General features: G+C 68.6%; 11 protein-coding genes. 10 read left to right on the top strand and 1 reads right to left on the bottom strand.

Features of this window, described 5'->3' with window-relative positions; genetic code table 11:
* Positions 1-415 precede the first annotated feature (415 nt).
* From SGA01_RS28370 to cutA, 3 genes are all read left to right on the top strand, one after another.
* Complete coding sequence (locus tag SGA01_RS28370) at positions 416-610, top strand: hypothetical protein (RefSeq protein WP_141299756.1); 195 nt, start codon at positions 416-418, stop codon at positions 608-610.
* Positions 611-655: 45 nt separating this feature from the next.
* On the top strand, positions 656-898 hold the full coding sequence (locus tag SGA01_RS28365) for a hypothetical protein (RefSeq protein WP_141299753.1): 243 nt from the start codon (positions 656-658) through the stop codon (positions 896-898).
* Positions 899-1,036: 138 nt separating this feature from the next.
* Positions 1,037-1,363 carry a divalent-cation tolerance protein CutA gene (gene cutA, locus SGA01_RS28360; RefSeq protein WP_141299750.1) on the top strand — a complete coding sequence of 109 codons (327 nt, stop codon included), beginning with the start codon at positions 1,037-1,039 and terminating at the stop codon, positions 1,361-1,363.
* 45 nt (positions 1,364-1,408) lie between these two features.
* Here the strand turns inward: cutA and SGA01_RS28355 are convergent, their stop codons facing one another.
* The gene (locus tag SGA01_RS28355; protein WP_141299777.1) at positions 1,409-2,653 is read right to left on the bottom strand and encodes a helix-turn-helix domain-containing protein; all 1,245 of its coding nucleotides are present in this window, start codon (positions 2,651-2,653) and stop codon (positions 1,409-1,411) included.
* 302 nt (positions 2,654-2,955) lie between these two features.
* On the opposite strand from SGA01_RS28355, the gene SGA01_RS28350 reads away from it, so the two are divergent.
* The 7 genes from SGA01_RS28350 to SGA01_RS28320 all read left to right on the top strand — a co-directional run bounded on the left by SGA01_RS28350 (position 2,956) and on the right by SGA01_RS28320 (position 7,393).
* Positions 2,956-3,429 (top strand): hypothetical protein, encoded by a 474-nt coding sequence (locus tag SGA01_RS28350; RefSeq protein ID WP_141299748.1) that lies wholly within the window; start codon positions 2,956-2,958, stop codon positions 3,427-3,429.
* A 137-nt stretch (positions 3,430-3,566) separates the two neighbouring features.
* The gene (locus SGA01_RS28345; protein ID WP_141299745.1) at positions 3,567-3,758 is read left to right on the top strand and encodes a hypothetical protein; all 192 of its coding nucleotides are present in this window, start codon (positions 3,567-3,569) and stop codon (positions 3,756-3,758) included.
* Positions 3,755-4,354: a class I SAM-dependent methyltransferase gene (locus SGA01_RS28340; protein WP_141299742.1), complete on the top strand. Its 600-nt coding sequence runs from the start codon at positions 3,755-3,757 to the stop codon at positions 4,352-4,354. The genes SGA01_RS28345 and SGA01_RS28340 overlap by 4 nt, the downstream gene beginning before the upstream one ends.
* An 8-nt stretch (positions 4,355-4,362) precedes the next feature.
* Positions 4,363-4,557 carry a DUF5999 family protein gene (locus SGA01_RS28335; RefSeq protein ID WP_141299739.1) on the top strand — a complete coding sequence of 65 codons (195 nt, stop codon included), beginning with the start codon at positions 4,363-4,365 and terminating at the stop codon, positions 4,555-4,557.
* 173 nt (positions 4,558-4,730) lie between these two features.
* Positions 4,731-5,297, top strand: coding sequence for a GntR family transcriptional regulator (locus SGA01_RS28330; RefSeq protein WP_141299736.1), 567 nt, complete (start codon positions 4,731-4,733; stop codon positions 5,295-5,297).
* Positions 5,298-5,414: 117 nt separating this feature from the next.
* Complete coding sequence (locus SGA01_RS28325; RefSeq protein ID WP_141299733.1) at positions 5,415-6,176, top strand: XRE family transcriptional regulator; 762 nt, start codon at positions 5,415-5,417, stop codon at positions 6,174-6,176.
* 20 nt (positions 6,177-6,196) lie between these two features.
* Positions 6,197-7,393 carry a M20 family metallopeptidase gene (locus tag SGA01_RS28320; RefSeq protein ID WP_141299730.1) on the top strand — a complete coding sequence of 399 codons (1,197 nt, stop codon included), beginning with the start codon at positions 6,197-6,199 and terminating at the stop codon, positions 7,391-7,393.
* The last annotated feature ends 26 nt before the right edge of the window (positions 7,394-7,419 follow it).

The raw sequence follows: 7,419 nt of genomic DNA, 5'->3' as shown, positions 1-7,419 counted from the left end.
GCTGACTCTGCAACGGCTGCTTCGTAGGCCGCCGTTCGCCTTCCTCGCTGATGAGGCCCTGCTTCACCGGTACCGCACCTGCCAGCTCCGCCAGGTAGCTCCCCTCAACAGCAGCGGCTACTCCGGCGGCACCGCAGCCGCAAGACAGAGCAGATCTCAAACGCGGTCTGAGGGGGAGCCCATGCGCGAGTGGGACCAGAAGGCCCATTACGAGACGACCGAGGGGGAAACCGCGCGTCCCCCTCCTGGAGCTGGACGGCCGCTGGGCCATCTGCTGGTCGTACGGATACCCGAACAACGGGGCGCAGCTCATCGAGTACGACCCGGGCCAGGCGGTGAGCCTGTTCACCGGCGCCCGCGAGCGCAAGTCCCTGGTCTTCGACTCCCGTGAGCGGTGGCAGGGAGGTTCGGTCTGATGGCCAACGGCGAGAAGAAGTACACGGTGACCGCGTTCTCCAACGGCCACCAGTACAAGCCCAGTCGGGGGTGCGTCTACATCATGACCGACATGACCGAGGCGCAGGTCGAGACGCTGAAGACCCGGGAGGCCGCGGAGAACCCCGACCGCTGGACGCCTGGAGCTACTCGAGTACACACGTGCTGTGGCTAGACTGATCACCGGCGTGGGGGCGCTGGAGACCTGGATGGTTCACGCATGACGCGCCCTTCGCTCCCCAATCCGCTTGCCCCGCTCGGGTACCGCCGTGACGGGCGGCCCATCTACCCGATCCTGGGTGCCTCGCCCGAGCGCGACCCCAACAAGCCTGACGACGGCCCTGGCAACGGTGGCGTCACGCAGGACGATCTGTCGCGGCTGCTTGCCCGGGAGAAGACCCAAGGCAGCCGGGCTGCGGTGAAGAAGCTCCTCGATGGCCTCGGTCGAGCCGCACTAGGTTGACGAGTGCCCTTATGGCAGCGATGCTCCTCGGCTCGCTCCAGGCAGATAGGGGGTCAGGGCCCGCGTGCGCTGGTAATAGCTGGCTCAAGTGGCTGTCTGGGTAGGGTCGGAGGACACCGTTCGAGGAGGAGCAGCCGCATGACGACCGAGATCGTGATCGCGCAGACGACCATCGATGACGAGGAGAAGGCGAAGGCCCTCGCGCTGGGGCCGGTCGAGGCCCGCTTGGCCGCCTGCGCGCACATCGACCCGGCCTTCACCGCGGTCTACCGCTGGAAGGGCAGCATCGAGACAGCCAAGGAGTGGCGCATCTCGTTCAAGACGACGACAGACCGGCTTCCGGAGCTGGAGGCGTGGGTGGTGGAGCAGCACCCGTACGACGTGCCCGAGTGGATCACCCTGCCGGTGACCGGAGGCTCGGAGGCGTACCTGTCCTGGGTGGTCGAGGAAACCGCGACGGCCTGACGCGATGTTCCTGGCCTCCATCCGCTCGTATCGGGCGGATGGAGGTCATGCTGCGAGCTGCCGCAGGTGGTGGGCCAGATCGCGTTCCCCTACGGGGAGCAGCGAGGCGATGGCGCGGGCACGTTCCTTTCCCATCGTGTTCGGCTTCGCATGGGCAGCGGTCGCGAACTTCCGTGTGACGTCGAGACCTTGGTCGACGTTTCCTCCCCGGAGCAGTGCCACAGCGAGGTCGCCGAGAACGACGACCCCGCCGTCCGGCAGGCCGTTTCCGAGGCGAGCGATGGCGTCGTTCGCGGTGACGGCCAGCTCCGACCGCCGTAGCTGGCTGTAGACGGAGAGCGTCAGTGAGTCCATCCGGTAGGGGGTCATGAAGCGGACCCATGCCTGTTCGCTGGTGTGGTCGGCGAAGTCGTACGCGAACCGCGCGCGGTCCAGGGCCTGGAGGGCGTCGGTGGCGTTGTCCAGCAGAGCTGCTTCCTCCGCGTACCGTCCGTGGATCCACGCGGCGGCGGCCGCGTTCCCTCGCCCCCGTACGTCCTGGGCGGCCTGGCGGAGGAGACCCAGCTTGCGTTGAGGGGCGTTGCCCCCGTAGCTGGCGTACGTGAGCGCGAGCGCACGCAGCGGTGGATGGCCGGCGGACGACGCACACTCCGATGCCACCTTGTAGTAGGCGTTCGCCTTCGGGTGCTCCCCGAGGTCCCAGGCCACCCAGCCGGCGAGTGCAGCTGTCTCTCCGGCGGCGATGGTGAGGGCGCGTTCGTGTTCACCGGCGCGGGGAAGGACCGCGGTGATCGCGTCGAGGTGGGACTCGACCTTGTGCTGGAGGAGTCGGGCGCTGAGACCGAGCTCCTGGATGTGCAGGTCGGCGGCGCGGTCGATCAACGCGCTCGCGGAAGGCTTGTCGACCTTCGTTCCTCGCTGGAGGGCAGCGGCGAGTCGCCCCCAGGGCTCGGCAGCAGCCGTGCACACTCCAACGACTGCGCCCTCCAACACGGTGCGACGCTTCATATCCTCCTCGTCCTGTTCTACACGGCGACGAGCCTGAGCTCGTCTGGTTCGGGCTGCCTTCGCCTCCCGTAGCAGCTCCTCGTAGGGCACCCCACAGGCCACAGCGATATGTCCGAGGGTGTGGTTCGTCGGGATGGTTTCGGAGTGCTCGTAGCGGCTGATCTCGCGGCGCGTGACCGTGACGCGGCCGGAGACGGCGTTGACTGCATCGGCCTGCTGTTCCTGTGACCGACCGGCCTTCTTCCGGAGCTGCAGGAGCAGTAAGGCGAACGGGTCTGCCATGAGTGTGACCTCTGTCCCTGGGCGGAAGCCAATCATGGCGTCATCTCCTCCTCTAATTTCCCCCCTTGACAGATTTTCCCCCCGTAGGTTTCCCCTGGTTGCTGTCCTCGTCCAGCGGTGCGATGGGGGGCATGACCAGGCTCCAGGAGGCACCACCGCCCGGTGGGGACAGAGACAGCTCAGCGACCGCGGTTCACGAGGCGACGACGGTTTCAACGCAGGACAAGCGCAAGCGCGTGGACGCTCGCGCGGCTCTCGGCCGCAGCCTCAAAGGTGCTCTTGCCTGCGGTGCCACCCGATCGTTGACCGGAGGCGAGTACGAGACGTACCGCTCCTTCGTGCGATCCCAGGGCTCGGCTCCGCCGGCCGGTCGGCGCCTGCTCCAGTTGCGCCGCCGCCTCAACCACAACGGCTTGACCCGAGCCGCCGAGGGGACGCGGGCCCCCCGCGTCGTCCTGTACGTCCGCACCTTTCACGGTGAGGATCCCGGCCCGGTCTTCTCCCAGCTCCGGGAGGTGACCGCCCGGAAGGGCTGGGCCGTCACCCACCTGCACCACGATCAGCTGCCCTTCGGCCAGAACCCGAACGTGCCCCCGGACGAATGGCCCGGCTGGGTGGCTGCCCGGGACCAGATCAAGCGCGGATTCGCCGACGGCGTCCTTGTCCCGAACCGGCACCACATCAGCAGCAACGCCACCGCGTACATCCAGGAGCTCGAATACATCGGGTACCGCAACGGCTTCACCTGGCTCCTGGCCTCCGAGTCCGACCCTTGAAGGAACCCGCTGCGGCGGCTCGACGAGAAGGGAATCGGCTGGCGGCAGATCGCCGCCCAGCTCCTCTTCGTGATCACCGTCAGCGCCGCCTTCGCCTGGTTCTACCTGGACGCAACCCGGACCCCGTGAGGACAACCATGACGCTCGAACAGCGCGACCCCGGCGAGGCCCTGGCCGCCATCGTCCCCGCCCCCCAGCCGCCGGCGGAAGTGAACCTCTTCGGCGCGAAGCTGGGCGACACCTTCGACCGGCGCTTCGACCACGCCCGCCTTCACCGCCTCGGCGCCAGCAGCTCCCCTGACGGTCGCGAGCAGGAGACCGCCTCGTGACCCTTGCGCCCCTCCAGCACCGGTCCGCCGCCTTCTGGGACAACGTCTACACCCGCCCCGACACCATCTTCGAGCCGATCCCGCCCAGTGAGCGCCGCCTCCTGCAGGACCGTGCCGGCGTCGCTCTGGGACAGCACGCCATGGACATCGGCACCGGACTCGGCGAGTGGGCCTGCCAGATGGCGAAGATCGGACTCCAGGTCACCGGGTACGACTGCTCCCGCGTCGCGATCGAACGTGCCCGCGAGCTCCACTCCGAGCACGGCGGCGCACTCCGCTTCGAGGCGCACGACTTCGACGCCGACGCTATCCCCAGCCCCCTTCAGACCGGCAGCCTCGACTTGGTCTCCTGCCGCCACTCCCTCCAGTTCCTGGAGATCCCGCGCCTCATCGCCGACGTCCGCCGGTGGCTGCGTCCTGATGGTGTCCTTCACGTCACCACGGCGGTCACCGAGAAGCTGCGCGATGGACGAAAGATCGGCATGCCCGAGGAACACGTCCAGGCCCTCGCTCAGGACTGGCGCGAGCACGATCGCTACGACCTGGACGCCCACGGCGAGATCACCGTGGTCATCCTCCGAGGCCCCTACGGATGAGGACGAACATGTGCACGCATGAGCCCCCCTGCCCCACCGCGAGCGGCGCCGATCACGGGGCCGCCCAGATCGTCGCCTGCCACCTGGCCCAGGGCTGGAGCCTGTTGTGCAACGGCGTCCTGACCTTCGAGGACACCGGAGAACTGCCCCCGGACGGACAGATCGTCGGCCCGCACCGCCCCACCGGCAAGGTCCCCGCCTGATCAGCCACACTCCACCCCGACCTGCCGCTGGGGACCGGTTACTCCGGTCGCCATGGAGCGCAGCCCGAGGCGAGCACCACCCCTGATTTTCCGGTCGAGCCACCCTCCCCACAGACGGGGGAGGGAAGAGCAGCCGGTCCACTCCACGACAACCTCAAACCCCGGCAGGAAGCATGTCCATCACTGCGATACCGATGCATCTTCAGGAAGTCCCGACCACGGACGGGACAGGCACCGCAGCCCCGCACCACAACCCGGAGGCGACGAGAGGAAGGGATGTCTCTTTCGCTGAGCGTCGTGCGGTCCTCCTGCACAGCCTGCGTGTCCTCTTGCAGCAATACCCGATCGGCGAGACGCTGCCGAGCGTCCGCGAACTGGCAACACAGCTTGGCCAGGCTCAGCGGTACGTGGGCTCGGCGATGGTCCATCTCGACCGGCTGGGAGAGGTCGTCTACAGCCCGTCCGGTGGTCGGAACGCGGGTCGGCGCCGTTTAAGCCCGCAGGAACAGCACCCCAACGACATCGCCTTCGACCGGGCGGTGCGTCACGGCATCGAGAGCGGCCGACACGGGGCCGGCACGGTGTTGCCGACCGCGATTCTCGCCGTTCAGCATGGCCTGACCCTGGAGCTGGTGCCCCGGGCGCTCCGCCTGGTCATCAAGGACAAACTGGTGGCTTTCTGGGAAGGCCCGCACGGACCCGGCTATTACGTTCTGACCGTCAGCGGACGGCCTGCGTAGTTTCTGGGGCGGGTTGCCCGAGCGTGTGCTCCGCCCCGCGCCCTGCACGACCTGTTCGACCGGCACGGCGATCTGGAACATCTGGAAGCACGGCGGAGTCAGGAGGAGGCGGTCTCGATGGGCACGCCGGCAGAATCGGCGCTCAAGCGGGCACGGCTGGAGAAGAACCTCACGTTGGAGGAGGCCGTCGCACTCCTGAACGCGATCACTGGCGGGACGAGCGACACCAGTCAGCTCAGCGCGTGGGAGTCAGGAAGACGACGTACGGGGCTGCGCAACCGACGTGGCCTCTGCGACTTGTACGACAAGCCGGGTGACTTGCTGTTTGCCCACCAGGACGGACAGTACGGGGTTGCACGTGCTCTGCACCATGCGCAGGGCACTCTCGTGACGCGGTGGGCCGACCTGGTTGAGGCGATGACCTCGGTGGTGACCGGCGCCCGCGAGCACTTGGTCGTGACGGGGAGCCGGAGCCGCGAGAAGGAATACCTGGACGCGATCGAGACGGCTGTCGCGCAGAACCCGGACTTGGTGCACACCCGCGTGCTCTACGGCCCGCCGCGGCACCAGGAGCTGGCCGAACACCTGACGCGGCTCATGGCGCTAAGAAACCCAGCCGAGCGTCGCAACGGGGTCCGAACGCTGAGCGTCGGGATCGTTGACCGCGGGGCGACGCTGGAGCGGTTCTTCGTGGCGTCGGAGAAGCAGGCCGTGGTGCCGCTGCCGTCCCTGCACAGCGCGGACGGCTTCGACTGCGGCATCGTCCTCGACGGAGAAGCTGCGGCCGGCCTCGTCCATCACGGGCGAGAGGCGTGCGCGGCAGCGCGGCTGCTGGGCACGATACGAGACGTGCGGGACTTGCCCGTGCGTCGCAGATAGGGAAGTTGGGGAGGAAGGGCATGACCAGTGGCCCTCAGGATGCCGGGCGGGACAAGACGATGCAGTCGGTGGTGAGGCTCGCTCAAGACCTCATCCGCCAGCCGAGCCGTGGCGGCGCCGACGACTACGGTCCCGTTTTTGATGTCCTGGAGACGTGGCTGACCGGCCACGCCGTGCCGCACCGGCGTCTGCACGACGAGGCGGGAGCGCTGGTCGGGCTTCTGGCCGAGGTCGCCGGGGACCGGCCGGGCCCCTGGTGGACGCTCGACGCCTGCGTGGACACCGCCCCGTTCGGCGACCTGACCCGTTGGTCCTTCGCCCCTACCTCCGGCCAGGTACGGGACGGCTGGCTCCAGGGCCGGGGTGCGGCCGACTCCAAGCTGGCCGCCGCGATGTACTGCCACATCGCCGCCGACCTTGCCACCCGCCCGCACACCTTCGCGGGCGGCCTCGCCGTGCTCTTGGACGTCGACGAGCACACCGGCGTGTTCGGCGGCGCCCGCGCCTACCTTGCCGACCCACAGGCCGTACGCCCAGCCGGCGTCATTATCGGGTACCCCGGCATGGACGAGGTCGTCGTCGGCGGCCGCGGCCTGTGGCGCGCCGCGATCGCTGTGCACGCCCCATCCGGGCACTCTGGCTCCAGCCGCACCGTCACCGGCGCCGTCACCCGCGCCGCACGCCTTGTGGGTTTGCTCGACGCCGCCGAACTGCCGGGCCCGGACAACACCTCCGGGTTCCCGCTCGGGCCGAAGCTCACCGTCACCGCCTTCCACGGAGGCGAGGGCTTCTCTGTGACCCCAGACCGGGTCGACATCAACGTCGACATCCGCACCACTCCCTCGTTCGACGCACACGATGCCGAGACCCTGGTACGCAAGGTTGTCGCCGAACTCGACGCCGAACTGCCCGCGCCCGTTCCGACGAGGGTCACCGAGGTCGCTTCCTGGCCCGCCTTCCGCCTGGAGGAGGACGAGCAGCCTGCCGCCGCCCTACTGTCCGCGGCTCGGGCCACAGGGCTCGACGTCCGGGCCAAGACCGCTGGCCCGTCGAACATCGGCAACCTCCTCGCCGGTCACGGGATCCCCGCCACGGCCGGGTTCGGCGTCCCCTACGAGGGCCTGCACGGCATCGACGAGCGCGCTTCCCTGGCCGAACTTCCGGACGTCTACGCCATCCACCAGCGGGCCGTGGAGGATCTGTTGAGCGGGGCCTGACGCCCCCACGTTTCCCCCAGAAAGTC

This window comes from Streptomyces gardneri (genome assembly GCF_006539185.1).
GTDB classification, from domain to species: domain Bacteria; phylum Actinomycetota; class Actinomycetes; order Streptomycetales; family Streptomycetaceae; genus Streptomyces; species Streptomyces gardneri.
The sequence above is the reverse complement of the archived record's forward strand: the minus strand, read 5'-3'. Positions and strand labels throughout refer to the sequence as shown.

Bases quoted from the DNA above. Each gene is read 5' to 3' on its own strand.
- cutA (WP_141299750.1), top strand. From the start codon at position 1,037: ATGACGACCGAGATCGTGATCGCGCAGACGACCATCGATGACGAGGAG.
- SGA01_RS28330 (WP_141299736.1), top strand. From the start codon at position 4,731: ATGTCCATCACTGCGATACCGATGCATCTTCAGGAAGTCCCGACCACG.
- SGA01_RS28345 (WP_141299745.1), top strand. From the start codon at position 3,567: ATGACGCTCGAACAGCGCGACCCCGGCGAGGCCCTGGCCGCCATCGTC.
- SGA01_RS28355 (WP_141299777.1), bottom strand. From the start codon at position 2,653: ATGGCAGACCCGTTCGCCTTACTGCTCCTGCAGCTCCGGAAGAAGGCC.
- SGA01_RS28335 (WP_141299739.1), top strand. From the start codon at position 4,363: ATGTGCACGCATGAGCCCCCCTGCCCCACCGCGAGCGGCGCCGATCAC.
- SGA01_RS28320 (WP_141299730.1), top strand. From the start codon at position 6,197: ATGACCAGTGGCCCTCAGGATGCCGGGCGGGACAAGACGATGCAGTCG.
- SGA01_RS28325 (WP_141299733.1), top strand. From the start codon at position 5,415: ATGGGCACGCCGGCAGAATCGGCGCTCAAGCGGGCACGGCTGGAGAAG.
- SGA01_RS28365 (WP_141299753.1), top strand. From the start codon at position 656: ATGACGCGCCCTTCGCTCCCCAATCCGCTTGCCCCGCTCGGGTACCGC.
- SGA01_RS28370 (WP_141299756.1), top strand. From the start codon at position 416: ATGGCCAACGGCGAGAAGAAGTACACGGTGACCGCGTTCTCCAACGGC.